Annotated in this window: 13 protein-coding genes; 7 read left to right on the top strand and 6 right to left on the bottom strand. The window is 38.4% G+C overall.

Annotation, left to right across the window (positions count from 1 at the left end; all coding sequences use genetic code 11):
• Window positions 1-111: 111 nt before the first annotated feature.
• Both MWU84_RS06150 and MWU84_RS06145 read left to right on the top strand, forming a co-directional pair.
• A complete protein-coding gene (locus tag MWU84_RS06150) occupies window positions 112-837 on the top strand; it encodes a queuosine precursor transporter (protein ID WP_246899477.1) in 726 nt (241 codons plus the stop codon).
• Window positions 838-1,159: 322 nt separating this feature from the next.
• The gene (locus MWU84_RS06145; RefSeq protein ID WP_246899475.1) at window positions 1,160-3,904 is read left to right on the top strand and encodes an AsmA family protein; all 2,745 of its coding nucleotides are present in this window, start codon (window positions 1,160-1,162) and stop codon (window positions 3,902-3,904) included.
• A 133-nt stretch (window positions 3,905-4,037) separates the two neighbouring features.
• On the opposite strand, the gene MWU84_RS06140 is transcribed toward MWU84_RS06145, so the two are convergent.
• On the bottom strand, window positions 4,038-4,913 hold the full coding sequence (locus MWU84_RS06140) for a MerR family transcriptional regulator (protein WP_246899473.1): 876 nt from the start codon (window positions 4,911-4,913) through the stop codon (window positions 4,038-4,040).
• Window positions 4,914-5,064: 151 nt separating this feature from the next.
• Here MWU84_RS06140 and MWU84_RS06135 point away from each other — a divergent pair, with 151 nt between their 5' ends.
• The 3 genes from MWU84_RS06135 to MWU84_RS06125 all read left to right on the top strand — a co-directional run bounded on the left by MWU84_RS06135 (window position 5,065) and on the right by MWU84_RS06125 (window position 8,589).
• Window positions 5,065-7,071, top strand: coding sequence for a fasciclin domain-containing protein (locus MWU84_RS06135; RefSeq protein WP_246899471.1), 2,007 nt, complete (start codon window positions 5,065-5,067; stop codon window positions 7,069-7,071).
• Between the two features lie 119 nt (window positions 7,072-7,190).
• Window positions 7,191-8,027: a squalene/phytoene synthase family protein gene (locus tag MWU84_RS06130; protein ID WP_246899468.1), complete on the top strand. Its 837-nt coding sequence runs from the start codon at window positions 7,191-7,193 to the stop codon at window positions 8,025-8,027.
• A gap of 109 nt (window positions 8,028-8,136) precedes the next feature.
• Window positions 8,137-8,589: a sterol desaturase family protein gene (locus MWU84_RS06125; protein WP_246899465.1), complete on the top strand. Its 453-nt coding sequence runs from the start codon at window positions 8,137-8,139 to the stop codon at window positions 8,587-8,589.
• Window positions 8,590-8,698: 109 nt separating this feature from the next.
• Here MWU84_RS06125 and MWU84_RS06120 read toward each other — a convergent pair whose 3' ends face one another.
• On the bottom strand, window positions 8,699-10,030 hold the full coding sequence (locus tag MWU84_RS06120) for a deoxyribodipyrimidine photo-lyase (RefSeq protein ID WP_246899463.1): 1,332 nt from the start codon (window positions 10,028-10,030) through the stop codon (window positions 8,699-8,701).
• Window positions 10,031-10,207: 177 nt separating this feature from the next.
• Window positions 10,208-11,002: a DUF2797 domain-containing protein gene (locus MWU84_RS06115; RefSeq protein WP_246899461.1), complete on the bottom strand. Its 795-nt coding sequence runs from the start codon at window positions 11,000-11,002 to the stop codon at window positions 10,208-10,210.
• A 159-nt stretch (window positions 11,003-11,161) separates the two neighbouring features.
• Between MWU84_RS06115 and MWU84_RS06110 the strand changes: the two genes are divergently transcribed.
• A complete protein-coding gene (locus tag MWU84_RS06110) occupies window positions 11,162-12,676 on the top strand; it encodes a GH3 auxin-responsive promoter family protein (RefSeq protein ID WP_246899459.1) in 1,515 nt (504 codons plus the stop codon).
• A gap of 74 nt (window positions 12,677-12,750) precedes the next feature.
• A complete protein-coding gene (locus tag MWU84_RS06105; protein ID WP_246899457.1) occupies window positions 12,751-13,296 on the top strand; it encodes a hypothetical protein in 546 nt (181 codons plus the stop codon).
• Between the two features lie 64 nt (window positions 13,297-13,360).
• On the opposite strand, the gene clpX is transcribed toward MWU84_RS06105, so the two are convergent.
• The 3 genes from clpX to tig form a co-directional block, all read right to left on the bottom strand.
• On the bottom strand, window positions 13,361-14,596 hold the full coding sequence (clpX, locus tag MWU84_RS06100; RefSeq protein WP_246899455.1) for an ATP-dependent Clp protease ATP-binding subunit ClpX: 1,236 nt from the start codon (window positions 14,594-14,596) through the stop codon (window positions 13,361-13,363).
• Window positions 14,597-14,693: 97 nt separating this feature from the next.
• Window positions 14,694-15,374, bottom strand: coding sequence for an ATP-dependent Clp endopeptidase proteolytic subunit ClpP (clpP, locus tag MWU84_RS06095; protein WP_246899453.1), 681 nt, complete (start codon window positions 15,372-15,374; stop codon window positions 14,694-14,696).
• Between the two features lie 143 nt (window positions 15,375-15,517).
• Window positions 15,518-16,840, bottom strand: coding sequence for a trigger factor (tig, locus tag MWU84_RS06090; RefSeq protein ID WP_246899451.1), 1,323 nt, complete (start codon window positions 16,838-16,840; stop codon window positions 15,518-15,520).
• Between the last annotated feature and the right edge of the window lie 37 nt (window positions 16,841-16,877).

Raw genomic sequence — 16,877 nt, 5'->3', positions numbered from 1 at the left:
TATTGTTAATCGATCCCTGTTCATTTAAATTTGGCTTTTTTTCAAGGGTCAAAGTGTAGGAACGCTTTAATTGGAATTAAATTATAAAATGTTAAAATTTATAATGCTTCTATGGTATACACAGTATTAAAAGAGAAGGATAGAAGGCTGGCTTTTAGGATCTATCTCTATTTGGGGGCATTGTTCATTACCTCTCTGGTGGTTTCCAATTTAATTTTTCAAAAGTTTTTTTATTGGAGACCTTTTGGCGATGTTACTGTCTTTGGGGCATCATTATTTGAAATTTCCGTGGGCATTTTACCTTACCCCCTAACTTTTTTGATTACAGACCTTATTTCTGAAATTTATGGTAGAAAAAAGGCAAACCAAATTGTTACCGCTGGAATTTTTGCCTCTTTTTTCTCCATGGGAATAGTTTTGTTGGCCAATTGGGTGCCGGCTTTGCCCAATTCACCTGTCCAGGATGAGGTCTTTAACCATGTATTTGCCCTTTCGCCAATTGCCGTTTTTGCCTCTATGTTGGCATATCTTTTTGCCCAATATGTGGATATTGGTATTTATCATTTTTGGAAAAAATTGACCAATGGAAGACATCTTTGGCTGCGTAACAATTTCTCCACCTACCTTTCCCAGTTTATAGATACTTTTACTGTAGTGGGTCTATTATGTATTTTTGAGGTACTGCCCTGGTCTATGTTTTATGGTTTGGTGATCAGTGGTTTTATATTTAAGGTAATTGTTGCCTTCCTCGACACCCCTTTCCTGTATTTTTTCGTATATCTCTTTAGAAGGCGCTTTAATTTGAAAGTTAATGAGGAAATTGATCTTGAGGCATAATAAAACCTGCTTTTATCAGTTCTTATCCGAGACACCATAATGGTTTTTTTAATATTGGTGAATAGATTGGCTGGTAATGTTCATATTGTTTTTTATTTCGATGTTAAATTTTGTTTAAACTAAGTAGGAATTTTGATTTTACTTGGTGATATATTGTAGAATTGCGTCAATATTTTAATGAATAAGTTTAAACCTATGGCTGTGTTATAACTAATATTACACCAAAGCTTAAACTTTAAAGAAATAATCGCTAAAAAGGGTTGATTGTTGCTGTGGATCGTGGAGCAGCTTTCGCAGATTAAACTAGTGTAAATAGTATCAGATGAAAAAGAAAATAATAAAGATTGTAGGTGGGGTATTTTTGGTAGTTGTTTTGCTTCTTATTGCCGCTCCGTTTTTCTTAAAGGGTAAAATTGCTGGAATCATTAAGGAGAAGGTAAATAATAGCATCAATGCTACCTTTGATTTTTCAGAGGCCGATTTAACTCTTTTCAGTAGTTTCCCCAATGCCACCGTTACCCTGGATAACCTAACACTTATAAATAAGGCTCCCTTTGAGGGAGATACCCTATTTGCATCGGATAGGGTAAGCTTGGACATGTCCATAAAGGAACTGTTCAAGGATGCCAGTGAGCCCATTGCAATAAAAAGTTTAGTATTGGATGGCCCACGTGTAAATATAAATGTAGACAAAGAGGAAAATGCCAATTACGATATTGCCGTTGATGATGGGGCCTCTCAAGAGACAACAACGGATTCGGCATCTTCTGAAGGAGATTTCAAATTATCTATGGAGTCTTACGCCATTAATAATGCGGCCATAAAATATGACGACCATTCCAGCGGTATGTCCTTTGCGATTACAGAAATGAACCATAGCGGTAAGGGAGATCTGTCTTTGGAGAATTCTGAATTGGACACGGAGACCAGTGGTTTGGTTTCTTTTGTAATGGATAGTACCCATTATCTGAACAAGAATCCGGTTCGATTGAAGGCCCTTATAGGGGTAGATCTAAAGGAAAGCAAGTATACCTTTTTAAAGAATGAGGCCATGGTAAATCAATTGGCCTTGGTATTTGAAGGTTATGTGAAATTGAACGATGATAACCAAGAAGTAGATATTAGTTTTAAAACACCTTCGTCCGATTTTAAAAACTTTTTGGCGGTTATCCCGGAAACCTATTCCAAAAATATTGAGCAAGTGACTACTACTGGAAACTTTATGGTTGCGGGAGAATTTAAAGGAATTGTGGATGATGCGCATATTCCCCAATTCAAAATTGATATCAATTCCAATAACGCATCCTTTAAGTACCCAGATCTGCCAAAAACAGTGCGCAATGTGTTTATTGACACAGAAATAGCAAATAATACCGGAATTGTCGAAGATACCTATGTGGATATTAGAAAATTATCCTTCATGATAGATGAGGACAAATTTAATATGGTGGCCAAAATAAGTGACCTTATGGGCAATGCTAAGGTAAACGCCCAGATAGACGGAAAAATGAATCTTGCCAATATTTCCAAAGCATATCCGGTACCATCGGATTTGGGATTAAAAGGAATATTGAATGCCGACATTGCTACCGCTTTCGATATGACATCCATAGAAAAAAAGCAATATGGGAATACGAAGACTAAGGGTACCCTGAATTTAACGGATTTTGAGTATAAATCAGAGGAATTTCCCAACCCTATTGTTTTAAAAACTACTGCAGTTACTTTTAACCCAACTACGGTTACCCTTAATAAATTGGAAGGGGCTACTGGTAAAACAGATTTTGATGCTTCTGGGACTATTAATAATTTGTTGGGCTTTATGTTCAACAATGAAAATGTAGAAGGTAGTTTCAACCTAAAATCCAACACTTTTGCCATTGATGATTTTATGGTTGCGGAAACCACGGATGTATCAGGAGGGACCGATATAGAGGCCTCCACGACATCCTCTGAGGAAAAGATTAAGATCCCGTCATTTTTGGATTGTACCATAAATGCCGCTGCAAATACGGTGATTTATGATAATCTTACTTTGAAGGACGTTAAGGGTAGTCTTCGGATTAAGGATGAAAAAGCTACACTTACCAATATGACCTCCTCTATTTTTGATGGTAAACTGGCTTTAAACGGGGAAGTATCCACAAAGGAAACCACACCTACCTTTGCCATGACATTGGGAATGGAAAGTTTTAAGATTGCTGAGACCTTCAAGGCATTGGAAATGTTCAAAACACTGGCGCCCATAGCAAAAATTTTACAGGGAACCTTAAATTCGGATGTACAGGTAGCTGGAAATTTAAACGCCGATTTTACGCCGAATTTAAATACGATTTCGGGAAATATATTGGCGGAATTATTGACCACGGAAATTGATGCCAAGAGTGCGCCTTTACTCACCGAGCTGGACAGTAAATTAAATTTTTTGGATCTTGAAAAATTGAATCTGAAAGATTTGAAAACGGTATTGTCTTTTGAGGACGGGGTGGTAAAAGTTAAACCTTTTACCATTAAATATCAGGATTTTGTCATAAATGTGGCAGGTAGCCATACTTTCGACCAAAAACTGAACTATGCGGCCACAATAGAAGTTCCTGCCAAGTATTTGGGCAAAGACATTAATACTCTAATTGCTAGGATAGATGAAAAGTCCTTGGAGAATTTAACTATTCCCATAACCGCCAATATAGGTGGGGGTTACACCAGCCCTACAGTCACTACCGATCTTACTTCGGGCATTAAAAATTTAACCGCCCAATTGGTAGAGATCGAAAAACAAAAATTGATCAACAAAGGGAAGGACAAGGCCACGGATTTTATAGGAGACCTGATTGCAAAAAACCAGAAAGCCACGGATTCTGCCAAAAAGGAAAATCAGGATAAAACTCAGGATGTCATAGGAGGTCTATTGGGTGCCGCCACTAAGAAATCGGATTCTGCCGTAAAAACGGATACCTCTACTACTGCCAAAAAGGAGGCCCAGAAAGAAGTAGCTAAAAAAATTATAGGTGGGCTTTTCGGTAAGAAAAAGGAAGCAACGGAAACTAAAAAAGATAGTTTACAATAAAATTTTTAGGGTAGCCTGAATACATTTTTAAAATTAATACGCGTATACAATATATAATAAATTGTATGCGCGTATTTTATTTTAATTAAGATGGTGCATAACCATAGGGACCATTGATGGCGTAGTTCTGTGTTTAAACCTGTGGTAGCCCAGTCTCAAGTACTTTTATCAAATCCTTAGGACTTTCAAGATAGGTTACCATATTATTTTTGGTTTCAAACTTAATGGGACTGCCAGAGAAAAGTAGGGGGGTATTGGCCTCCGATGATAATCGAAAAACCTTTTCCTCCACCAAAGTGGGGGTTGTGGTAACGAAGAAGGTTAAAAGGAAGTCGGGCTTTACCAAGCCTGCCATGGTTTGCACGTTTTCATGGGGTACATTTTGCCCTAGGTAATATACCCTCCAGCCTAGTTTTTTAGCGACAAAGTTGGCCAACAGTAATCCTATTTCATGATTCTCCCCTTCGGCAAGGAACATAATTATCTTTGGAGCATTCTTTGGTGCAATGGGTAATAAATCTATGGCAGAACATATTTTTTGACGGATCAGGTTGGATGCAAAATGTTCTTGGGCGGGCATGATCTTGTTGATGCCCCAAAGAACCCCAACCTTGTGAAGAAATGGATAAACCACTTCAGTAAAGGTGGCCAATATTCCATTTTTTATAATTTGGGACTTTACAATATTATCAAATTCTTGTTCGTCCAAATTAATCATACTCAATATTAAGGCCTTGACTTCATCATCTTGATTGGAGTCGATCAGAGATTCCGAAACCTTCTTGTGGATTTCTTCGTCGGACATTTTGCCTATAGCAGATAAACGTACACCTTGACTTCTCAGGATACTAATGTTCAATAGTTTTTTTAATTGGGCATCCGTATAGTAGCGAATATTGGTATCTGTTCTTTCAGGAACCAAAAAATCATATCTACTTTCCCATTTTCTTAAGGTATGGGAGTTGATACCTGTTAATGTAACCACCTGCGCCATGGAATAACTGCTCATAATGATGTCTAATAATTTATCGTGTAAAGTTAAACAAAAAATCGAATTAAGGAGGCTGTAGATATTTTTTGTCTAAATTTTTATTAAAAAAAATTGGACAAATGAAAATAATAACTATATTTGTCTAAGTTTGAACCTAAAAATATTAGACATGAAAAAAATTAGTATTTATTTTTTAGCAATCTTCACTACAATGATACTTGGTGTATCATGTAGTGACGACGACGACAACGACATTATTCAGGAGCCTACCTTATCTACAATTGTGGAAACGGCTCAAGCCACGGATTTTTTAAGCAACTTGGTGGCTGCGTTGGCCAAGGCTGATGAAAACGACAATTCGGATTTGATAGGGGCTTTAAGTGGTGATGGACCTTTTACCGTTTTTGCGCCAACGGACACTGCTTTTGCTGCCCTTTTGGCGAGTTTGGATGATTTTGATAGTTTGGCAGATTTTGATACCCCTGAAAAAAGAGAGATTCTTGCTGCTATTTTGAAGTATCACGTGGTAGTTGGAGCAGCAGCTACATCTAGTTCGCTTTCCAATGGCCAGGAATTTACCACGCTCCAAGGCGAAAAAATCACGGTGAGAATAGAAGGGGATGTATATATTCAGGATCCGACCGATACAGATGCAAAAGTGGGTCCTGCAGATGTGATGGCTTCCAACGGTATAGTACATGTTATAGATAAAGTTTTGATTCCACAGGAAGTATTGGACGCCCTAAATCCAGAGCCCATGCCAAACATAGTAGAATGGGCAATGGACACCGACTTCTTATCTCTGTTGGTAGGAGCATTGGTACAGGCCGATGCCGGTTTGGTAGACCTGTTGCAGACAGATGGTCCTTTCACGGTCTTCGCACCGACAGATACCGCTTTTGCTGCCCTATTGGATGCATTGGGTGATGATTACAACAGCTTGGCCGATTTTGATACGCCCGAGGAGAAAACATTGTTGGCCCAAATATTAAAATTTCACGTAGTCGCCGGATCAGCGGCCTATTCTACGGATCTGTCCAATGGACAAATGATAGAGACCGCCCAAGGAGAGTCCGTAACGGTAAACTTGACTGGTGGAGTGTTCATTCAGGATAAGACTGATGTTGATGCAGCTGTAGCACCGGCCGATATCGCTGCTAGTAATGGAGTAGTGCACGTAATTGATAAAGTTTTATTGCCACAAGAGGCATTGGACGTTCTAATGCCACCATCTCCGAATATTGTAGAATTGGCAATGGACACCGACTTCTTATCTCTGTTGGTAGGAGCATTGGTACAGGCCGATGCCGGTTTGGTAGACCTTTTGCAGACAGATGGTCCTTTCACGGTCTTCGCACCGACAGATACCGCTTTTGCCGCCCTGTTGGATGCTTTGGGTGATGATTACAATAGCTTGTCCGATTTTGATACCCCTGAGGAGAAAGCATTGTTGGCACAAATTTTAAAATATCACGTAGTAGCTGGAACAGCGGCCTATTCTACGGATCTGTCCAACGAACAAATGATAGAGACCGCCCAAGGAGAGTCCGTAACGGTAAATTTGACTGGTGGGGTTTTTATTCAGGATAAGACTGATGTTGATGCAGCCGTTGCACCTGCGGACATTGCTGCAAGTAACGGGGTTGTACACGTAATTGATAAAGTATTATTGCCACAAGAGGCAATAGATGCACTAATGCCAACACCTAACATTGTGGAATTGGCGATGGACACAGACTTCTTGTCACTGTTGGTAGGAGCTCTGGTACAGGCCGATGCCGGTTTGGTAGACCTTTTACAGACAGATGGCCCATTTACAGTTTTTGCTCCGACGGATACGGCCTTTGCTGCCCTGTTGGATACTTTGGGAGATGATTACAATAGCTTGGCCGATTTTGATACCCCTGAGGAGAAAGCATTGTTGGCACAAATATTAAAGTATCATGTGGTAGCCGGAACAGCCGCCTATTCTACGGATCTATCCAATGGACAAATGATAGAGACCGCACAAGGCGAATCCGTAACGGTAAATTTAACCGGTGGAGTATTCATACAGGATAAAACTGATGTGGATGCAGCTGTAGCACCAGCCGATATCGCTGCTAGTAATGGAGTAGTACATGTGATCGATAAAGTGTTATTGCCTCAAGAAGCCTTGACAGCCCTAGGCCATTAAGACTTAGGTTAATATGCTTTTAGGTTGATTGCTGAAACTGACGGCCATTTAATGGTCGTCGGTTTCTATTCAGCGTAGCATTATGTTGGTACTCATTTAATATTTAAATATCACAGATTTTGAAAGCGCTCTTCGATTCTTCTAGTTTAAAATGCAGTAAATTGGTTACCCGCACCTATAGCACTTCATTTTCTTTGGGTATTAGATTATTTGCACCTAAAATAAGACCGGCAATCTACGCCATTTACGGTTTTGTACGATACGCCGATGAGATAGTGGATTCTTTTCATGATTACGATCAGGAGGAATTGTTGACCGAGTTTATTCAGGAATACAAACTGTCCTTAAAAAGAAAAATCAGCCTCAATCCAATAATCAACTCTTTTCAGGCCGTAGTACAAAAGTACGAGCTATATGAATATGCCGATGTTTTCTTGGAGCGAATGCAATATGATTTGGAGGTGACCGAATACACCACAAAGGAAGCTTACGAAAATTATATTTATGGATCCGCTGATGTGGTTGGTCTTATGTGTTTAAGAGTGTTTGTTGATAATGATAATGAAAAGTTCGAACACCTAAAATCTTCAGCCAAGTATTTGGGTTCCGCATTTCAAAAGGTAAATTTTTTAAGGGATATAAAACAAGATCTTGAAAGTTTGGGAAGGTCCTATTTTCCCAATGTACATCAAAAGGAATTGACCGATGAGGTGAAGAAAGAAATCATTTTAGATATTGAGGGCGACTTTGAAAAGGCCTATCAAGGCTTGGTTCAATTGCCCATAGAAAGTAGACTCGGGGTTTATATAGCTTATAAATACTATTCCAAACTTTTGAAAAAACTAAAACTTACAAAATCCGAAAAAATATTGTCAGATAGAATCCATATTTCCAACCCTATGAAAATGGTAATATTGGCAAAGGGCTATGTGAGGTACAAGTTAAATGCTATTTAAGTATTATTAAGAAGGGAAAAGTAGCTCAATGATAAGGAGAGTGCCTTTACACCAGATTTCCGACTGGAACATAATCCTTAAATGGAATGAACGATAATAAAAAAAGTAAATGGAAATAGTATTGTACATTCTCACAACCTTGTTGACTTTTGTTTTGATGGAAGTCGTAACCTGGTGTACTCACAAATTTGTGATGCACGGCTTTTTATGGGTTTTGCATGCCGATCACCACGAGCCTAAATACCCCCATGTTTTTGAAAAAAACGATGCCTTTTTTGTAATATTTGCCATTCCGAGTATGTTACTCCTATATTTCGGTATAAGTCCCACACTCAACTATTTGTTCTTTATTGGTTTGGGTATTCTATTTTATGGTATTGCCTATTTTTTGGTTCACGATGTGCTTATTCACCAAAGGTTCAAATGGTTTAAGAATGTTAAGAATAAGTATTTACTGGCATTGAGGAAAGCCCACAAAATTCATCATAAAAATATGGGCAAGGAAGATGGTGAATGCTTTGGTATGCTTCTGGTTCCCAAAAAATATTTCAGGCGGAATTAAAGAAAGAATTTCCCTTTAAAACGGTTAAGTCTAATCTTAAGGCACTTTTAAGAAGCAGAGGATTTTATGGAAATGCCAGCTCAAAAAAAATCCTATAATAATTTCATTCCTAGGATTCAATTCCAATTTTATAGGCTTCCAAAGCTCTTTCCCGGGCAAATTTATGCTCAACTATGGGGTCAGGGTATTCAAATGAATCAAATTCCGGAATCCACTTTCTTATGTATCTAAAATCTTTGTCGAACTTCTTTTGTTGGGACAAGGGGTTAAAAATCCTAAAATAGGGGGCGGCATCACATCCCGTTCCGGCGGCCCATTGCCAATTGCCGTTGTTGGATGATAACTCATAATCCAATAATTTCTCCGCAAAATAGCTTTCTCCCCACCTCCAGTCGATCAACAAATGTTTGCAAAGAAAACCAGCGGTGATCATCCTTACGCGATTGTGCATAAAACCAGTCTTATTAAGCTGCCTCATTCCGGCATCCACCATGGGGTAGCCAGTTTTTCCTTCACACCATAATCTAAATTCTTCCCTATTGTTCCTCCACTTGATGCCATCGTATTTGGATCTGAAATTTTGTGTTATAACATGGGGGAAATGAAATAGAATTTGCATAAAGAATTCCCGCCAAATCAATTCACTTAAAAATATGGCATGTTTTTTATCAATTTGGCCAATTAGCTGTCTAATACCAATTGTTCCAAATCTTAAATGGGGACTCAGGTGACTGGTGGCGTCCTCGTACGGGAAATCCCTATGGTCCCCATAAAGATCCAAACGGGTCAAATCGAAATCCTGAACCACAATATCCGACTTTTTAAACCCAATATCTTCCAAAGTCATGGCTGGGTAATTGACTTTGTAAAGTTTGTTCAATTTTGGTGTCTTAAGCTGAATGGGATTTTCCTCCTTAAATTTTGCAAGCCATTTATTCTTGTAGGGGGTAAAAACGGTATAGGGTTCTTTATCAGCTTTTACAATTTCGTTTTCCTCGTATATTACTTGATCCTTAAAACTAAAAAACAGGATATCCTTTTTTGCTAGCATTTCCGCAATTTTCTTATCCCTGCCAATGGCATAAGGTTCATAGTCCTTATTGGTGTAGACGGCAGCAATGTTAAATTTAGAAATTAATTCCCTCCAAATGGTTACCGGTTCGCCTGCCAGGCATAAAATGTCCGAACCATGGTCCTTTAGGGATTCTTTTATTAGGAGAATTGATTGATGGATAAAGGAAACTCTGGCATCATCTTCTGGCAATTCATTTAAAATAAGGCTGTCAAAGATAAATATGGGCAGTACGGGAAAGTCGCTATCTAAGGCTTCTGCCAGTGCCGTATTGTCCTCTATTCTAAGATCATGTCTAAACCAAAAAATAGAAATTTTGGTTTGGTCGTTGGATGGGGGTGGAATATGTTCCTTGCTTATATTGGGCAAAATAATATAGATTAGAAAATATTAATTTGATTTTAAGGTTTCAGGCTCTAAAATGAAACCTTTGTTGGGATGGAACAAGCTGCTATCTTATGCAATAAGGTAAATTTGGAGCCGTTCCATGCCAAAGACAATTTAATGATAAATCGAATATAATTCAATGTTTTTGCCCTATATAATCTACCTAACATCCAACCCAACAACGTATCCTTCACTTCCCCGAACATTAAAGACAGTATTGTCTTCAAAGATGAGGTACTGACCTTTAATACCTTTTAAAACGCCACTGTAATTTGGCGTTTTTTCCAGATTAAGACTTTTTACTTTTATGGGATATTGCAGCACTGGAAATTCTAGGTGGGTTTCTGTATTACTTTCTATGTAATATGGAGCGGCCTCTTCCGGAATATATTTTTTTAATTTATTTCTATATTCCACCAAATCCTCGTCCTCTACGTCATTGGTCAACATTTTGCGCCAGTTGGTCTTGTCACCAATATGTTCTTTTAGGGCTACTTCGGTAACACCGGCCAAATAACGGTTGGGCACTTCAACAATCTCTATGGCTTCATGAGCGCCTTGGTCTATCCACCTTGTGGGGACCTGCGATTTACGGGTTACACCTACTTTAATATTGCTGGAATTGGCCAGATAAACGATGTGCGGTTGTAATTGAACCTTTTTTTCATATTCCAGATCGCGATCTTCCTTGTCCAGATGCGCAGTGCTCAATTCGGGTCGCATTATCCAATCCCCGGCAGTTGGGGTTTCATAAAAACAGGTCCTACAGAAACCTTGTCTAAAAATGGGACGATCTTCCCCGCAATTAAGACATTGATATTTAATAAAAGAAATTGATAATTCCTTGTTCAATACCTGGTTAAGGTTTATGAAGTCCCCATTAAATATTAGGTAATATTGAATGGGATCTGCCAATTCGGTTTCCATTTTTCTTAAAACTCCTTGATACTGCATAATTTTTCCGCTTATCGTAAAATCAATTTGAATATGAATTCAATTAAAGCTATTTTTAACTAATTTAAATTAGAGCCTGTTTAAGTATCCATGATTGGAATTCTTAAACAGGCTTTTAACCCAAAATCCTGCTTTAAACAGGGATAAAGATACCTAAAAATGCCAATAACATTATTCAATTCCATAGCTTCTTGGCTATTGAAAAAGCGCTATCATCAAATAGAACTTTTTTTAAAGTACCCTGAGGAGGTACAGGATGAGGTATTACACCAGTTATTGGCCTTTGCTGAAGATACCGAAATTGGAAAGAAGTACGATTTTGAATCTATCGCCAGTTATGAGACCTTTGCAGAGCGGATCCCCATAGTGTCATATGAGGAGGTTGAGCCTATGATAGAGCGATCCAGAAGGGGGGAGCAAAATATCTTTTGGCCAACATCAATCAAGTGGTTTGCAAAGAGTAGTGGTACTACCAATGCTAAGAGCAAGTTTATTCCAGTGAGTTCTGAAGCCTTGGAGGATTGTCATTATAAATCCAGTAAGGATTTACTTTGCCTATATTTAAATAATAATGAAAACTCGCAGTTGTTTACGGGCAAGAGTTTGCGATTGGGAGGGAGTAAGGAACTGTACCATGATAACGGCACCGTTTTTGGTGATCTATCTGCCATTCTTATAGATAATATGCCATTTTGGGCAGAGCTCAGCAGTACCCCAAGCAACAAGGTGTCCTTAATGAGCGAATGGGAAACCAAATTGCAGGCGATCATCAGGGAAAGTGTTCAGGAAAACGTTACCAGCTTGGCAGGAGTACCTTCGTGGATGTTGGTGCTTTTAAACAATGTCTTGGAGGAAACGGGAAAGGAGCACCTTTTTAAGGTATGGGAGAATTTAGAAGTTTATTTTCATGGAGGTGTTAGTTTTAATCCCTATAAGGATCAATATTCCAGACTCCTGCCTAGGAAAAACTTTAATTACTACGAAATATATAATGCTTCCGAGGGTTTTTTTGCTATTCAGGATAGAAATCATGCGGATGATCTATTGCTGATGTTGGATTATGGAATTTTCTATGAATTTATCCCTATGGAAACTTATGGTACTACTGAGCAGATCACGCTTCCATTATGGAAGGTAAAGATTGATAGGAACTATGCTGTAATAATCACGACCAATGCTGGTCTGTGGAGATATAAAATAGGGGATACAGTAAGGTTTACCTCTACAAACCCCTATAGGATCAAGGTTACCGGAAGAACAAAACACCATATCAATGTGTTCGGGGAGGAGTTGATAATAGAAAATGCGGAGGAAGCTTTAAAAACTATTTGTAAAAAAACAGGGGCAGAAATAAAGGACTATACGGCAGCGCCTGTATTTATGGAAGGAAAGGAAAAGGGTGCGCATGAGTGGATCATTGAGTTTAGAAAACCTCCTGAAGAGCTTGCTTATTTTACGGAATTTCTTGACAATGCCTTAAAATCCTTGAACTCGGACTATGAGGCCAAGCGGTATAACAACATTACGCTAAAACTTCCCAAAGTGCACATTGCCAGGGAAAATCTATTCTATGACTGGCTAAAATCTAAGGACAAGTTAGGTGGGCAGCATAAAATTCCAAGATTGTCCAATAAAAGGGATTACATCGAGGAATTGCTTCAGATGAACAAATAAATGTGATAAAACCTGTTATAATGTTCAAATTTAGAGTATCAAATGTTTCCCTTTAACTTTTTATACTTTTTATTATGGCGAATAGATTAGTAATATTGTCCGATATGTGGGGTTCTAAAAAAGGGCTATGGATAACCTCTTATTTGGGTTACTTACAACAGTATTATGATATTACATTTTACGATTGTCAGCAATTGGCGAATATAAGTTTGGAAGTAAATTCTCCAGAAAATATCCATAAGGAATTTATTGGGGGAGGTGTGGAAACAGCAGTGGCCCATTTGTTAAAAAAAGAACAAGAGCCCAGTCATTATTTGGCCTTTGGTATTGGGGGTAGCATAGCCTGGAAAGCCGCACTTAAGGGATTGCCGTTAACATCCTTATATACCATTTCCAGTACAAGATTGCGCTTGGAAAATGATGCGCCAACTGCGGGTATTAAATTGCTTTATGGGCAAAATGATGAATTTAGGCCATCGGCCCAATGGTCAGATCAGATGGGGATAGATGTTGAAGTGGTGAAGGGTTTTGGGCATGAACTGTATACCGATGAGAAAATAATCAGTAAGGTATGCCAAGAATTATTGGCCAAGGTTATGCAAAAACAGTATGTGGCTTAACACCTACGTTTCCATCTTATAATGGAAATAACATATATAGGTTTAAAAAAAATTAAAAGCAGTCTCATGAGACTGCTTTTAATTTTTTAATGGTTTCAAAGGATAATTTCTCTTCGGCATAAGGCTTTGTTACCTTAAACTCCTTTTCGTCCGTACTTGGAAATTCGAACATGGCGTCCGTGAAAATCGCTTCACATAGGGATCGCAATCCCCTTGCCCCTAATTTATATTCTATGGCCTTGTCCACGATATAGTCCAAAGCCTGATCCGTAATCTTAAAGGAAATTCCATCCATCTTAAACAATTTTTCGTATTGTTTTATGATAGCGTTTTTAGGCTCTGTTAAGATGGCCCTTAAGGTTTCCTTGTCCAATGGATTCATATGGGTAAGTACTGGTAATCTACCAATAATCTCCGGTATTAATCCAAAATCCTTTAAATCTTTAGGGACGATATATTGAAGAATATTTTCGTTGTCTACCTTTTCTTCGGCTTTGGATGCGCTATAGCCTACGGCCTGCATATTTAGCCTTTTGGTGATATGCCTTTCAATTCCGTCAAAGGCTCCTCCGGCAATAAACAATATATTCTCTGTGTTTACTTCTATAAATTTTTGATCTGGATGCTTCCTTCCCCCTTTGGGCGGTACATTTACCACAGTGCCCTCCAGCAGTTTAAGAAGTCCTTGTTGAACTCCTTCCCCTGAAACATCACGGGTAATTGAAGGATTGTCGCTTTTGCGCGCAATTTTATCAATTTCATCTATAAAAACGATACCGCGTTCTGCCTTTTCCAAATTGTAATCTGCCGCTTGGAGCAATCGGGTAAGTATACTTTCCACGTCTTCTCCCACATAACCGGCTTCAGTAAGTACTGTGGCGTCAACAATGGCCAAAGGAACATTTAACATTTTGGCAATGGTTTTTGCCATTAGGGTCTTACCGGTCCCGGTTTGGCCCACCATAACAATGTTACTCTTTTGGATTTCTATATCGTCTTCCTTGCTTTTTGGTTGTAAAAGCCTTTTGTAATGGTTGTAAACCGCAACGGACATTACTTTTTTGGTGCGATCCTGACCAATTATGAACGTGTCTAAAAATTCCTTTATTTCCAAAGGTTTTTTTAGCGTTAATTCTGAGGAAAGATCATTGTTTTTGGTCTGCTTGGATTCTTCGGCGACAATACCGTGCGCCTGCTCTATACACCGATCACATATATGTGCATCAAGACCAGCAATCAATAAATTGGTCTCTGGTTTTTTTCTTCCACAAAAAGAGCATTCTAAATTTTCTTTTGCCATATCATTTTATCACTTTCAATAATAGTAACGAAATAATCCATACTTTGGTTCATTCATAAAGAACAAAAGGAGGATTTTTCGAATCTTTTAGTCGTCTCTAGTCCTTATCCCTTACCAAGATCTCATCGATCATGCCATAATCCTTGGCTTCGTTAGCTTTCATCCAGTAATCCCTGTCACTATCGTCACTCACTTTATCAAGGGTTTGTCCGGAATGATTTGCAATTATCTGGTACAATTCATCTTTAAGTTTTAGAATCTCCCTTGCCGTAATTTCAATATCACTGGCCTGCCCTTGCGCTCCGCCAAGAGGTTGGTGGATCATTACTCTCGAGTGGGTTAAACCACTGCGCTTTCCTTTCTCTCCGGCACACAGGAGTACGGCTCCCATAGAGGCGGCCATTCCTGTACATATGGTAGCCACATCTGGTTTTATGAACTGCATGGTGTCATAGATTCCCAAACCGGCATAAACACTTCCACCCGGGGAATTGATATATATCTGTATGTCCTTGGAAGCATCCGTGCTTTCCAAAAACAGCAATTGCGCTTGTACAATGTTGGCAACTTGATCATTGATCCCTGTTCCAAGAAAAATGATCCTGTCCATCATTAATCTGGAAAAAACATCCATTGCTACTGCATTCAGCTGTCTTTCTTCAATAATGTTTGGAGTAAGGTTGGTGGGGTACATACTACTTAAAATAGTATCGTAATACATGCTATTTATTCCCTGATGTTTAATAGCATAGTTTTTGAATTCTTTCCCGTAATCCATATTTTTAATCAATAGTTTTTTAAGATAAAAAAAGTGTCGAAAAAAAATTCTCCGACACTGTAAATATACTTATTTTTAGTGAAACTTTATTTTAATAGCTCCTATCGCAGCGTATTTAAAATGTAACGTTCTACTTATTTGAATTACCCGTATACTTCCTTAACAAAGTCTTCGTAAGTAACTTCTTTCGTTTTTAAATTGGCCTTTTCCTTATATAGGGTCAAAAGCTTTTGGCTCATCAACTGCTCCGAAAGACGTTTTACCTCATCTTGGTTGGAAAGGACCCTTGCTGCAATATTGTCCAACTCCTCTTCTTTTGGGTCTAACTGTCCAAATTGTGCCATTTGCTGTTTGATAAAGCCTTTTGAAAATTCTTTAAGCTCATCGAACTGGATCTGAATCTCGTTTTCCTGAATGATCTTACCTTCTATTAGTTGATAGCGCAGGCCTTTTTCCGACTTTTCAAATTCTTCGTTCGCTTCTTCCTCGGTCAATTGCTTTTCACCGGTCATTTGGATCCACTTGGTCAAAAATTCCGTGGGAAGGTCAAATTTGATATTGTCTATAAAATGTTCGGTAACATCATTTAATAACTTCTGATCGGACTGTTGCTCAAATTGCTTTTCTGAATCTTCTTTGATTCGTTCTTTAAGCTCTTTTTCCGAAGTAACAACATCTTTCCCAAACAATTTATCGAAAAGCTCTTGATCCAATTTTGCTGGTTCCTTTTCGTTAATTTCCTCAATGGTAAAAGTTACTTCGATATCCAATTTTTCAGATTTTTCACCATCGATGCCCAAAGAACTTCCCAATAAATAATCCTCTTTGAACAATCCTTTTGTTTTTAAGGTAACCACATCGCCCACCTTTTTGCCCAAAAGGCTCTCAAGTGCTTTTTTGCTTTTTATTTTTTCGATCTCGATAACAGTCTTGTTGTCAATTTCCTCTGCCTCGTTCTTGAAAACACCATTTACATCATCCTTTTTTCCAATTTCAGTCTTGCTGATCAATTTCCCGTATTGCTTTTGAATACGCTCCACTTGCTCATCGACCATTTTATTGTCCGCAATAATTTTGTAGTGGGTTATGGCTTTTTTCGACTTAAGGTCTACACTGAAATTAGGGGCCAGTCCCAATTCAAATTCAAATGCAAACTCTTCCGAATCCCAGTTAAAGTTGTCCTGTTGTTTTGGAAGTGGATTTCCTAGAACATCCAACTTTTCCTCGGTAAGATATTTGTTGAGATTGTCTTGTAATAGTTTGTTTACCTCATCTACCAAAACGGCTTTTCCGTATTGTTTTTTTATCAATCCCATAGGCACCTGACCCTTTCTAAAACCTGGTATGTTTGCCTGTTTTCTGTAGTCTTTTAAGATTGTTTCTACCTTATCGAAGTAATCCTCCTTGGTTACCGCAACTTTTACTACTGCATTTAATTCGTCAATCTGCTCTTTAGTGATGTTCATTTCTATATCTAATTTTGCTAAAATAAAATGGGATGCA

The organism is Arenibacter sp. F20364, from assembly GCF_023015905.1.
Classification (GTDB): Bacteria; Bacteroidota; Bacteroidia; order Flavobacteriales; family Flavobacteriaceae; genus Arenibacter.
The sequence above is the reverse complement of the archived record's forward strand: the minus strand, read 5'-3'. Positions and strand labels throughout refer to the sequence as shown.